1 pseudogene is annotated in these 398 nt (G+C 71.9%); it reads right to left on the reverse strand.

What is annotated here, in order from left to right:
* Positions 1-398 (reverse strand): annotated as a pseudogene (locus RT567_RS16930) (DNA mismatch repair protein MutL); the annotation flags it as partial.

The following is a 398-nucleotide window of genomic DNA, read 5'->3' on the forward strand; positions in this document are numbered from 1 at the left end:
GTGGTCGAGGCGCGGTGTCCCGCTGCGTGCAGGGCGTGGCGCAGGGCGCCGACGATCAGGCCGCGCACCAGCGCTGGGTCGCGGAAGCGCACCTCCGCCTTGGCCGGGTGGACGTTCACGTCGACATAAAGCGGGTCGATGTCGATGAAGAGGGCCGCCGCCGGGTGCCGGTCGCGCGCCAGGAAGTCGGCGTAGGCCCCGCGCAGGGCTCCCTGCAGCAGACGGTCGCGGACGGGCCGTCCGTTGACGAACAGGAACTGGTGCGCCGCATTGCCGCGCGAATAGGTCGGCAGGCCCGCATAGCCGGACAGGCGCACGCCGTCGCGCTCCTGATCGATCAGCAGGGCGTTGGCCTCAAAGTCGCGGCCCAGAAGCGCGCCGAGACGTTTCAGCCGCCC

This window comes from Brevundimonas sp. (assembly GCF_032107865.1).
Lineage (GTDB): Bacteria > Pseudomonadota > Alphaproteobacteria > Caulobacterales > Caulobacteraceae > Brevundimonas.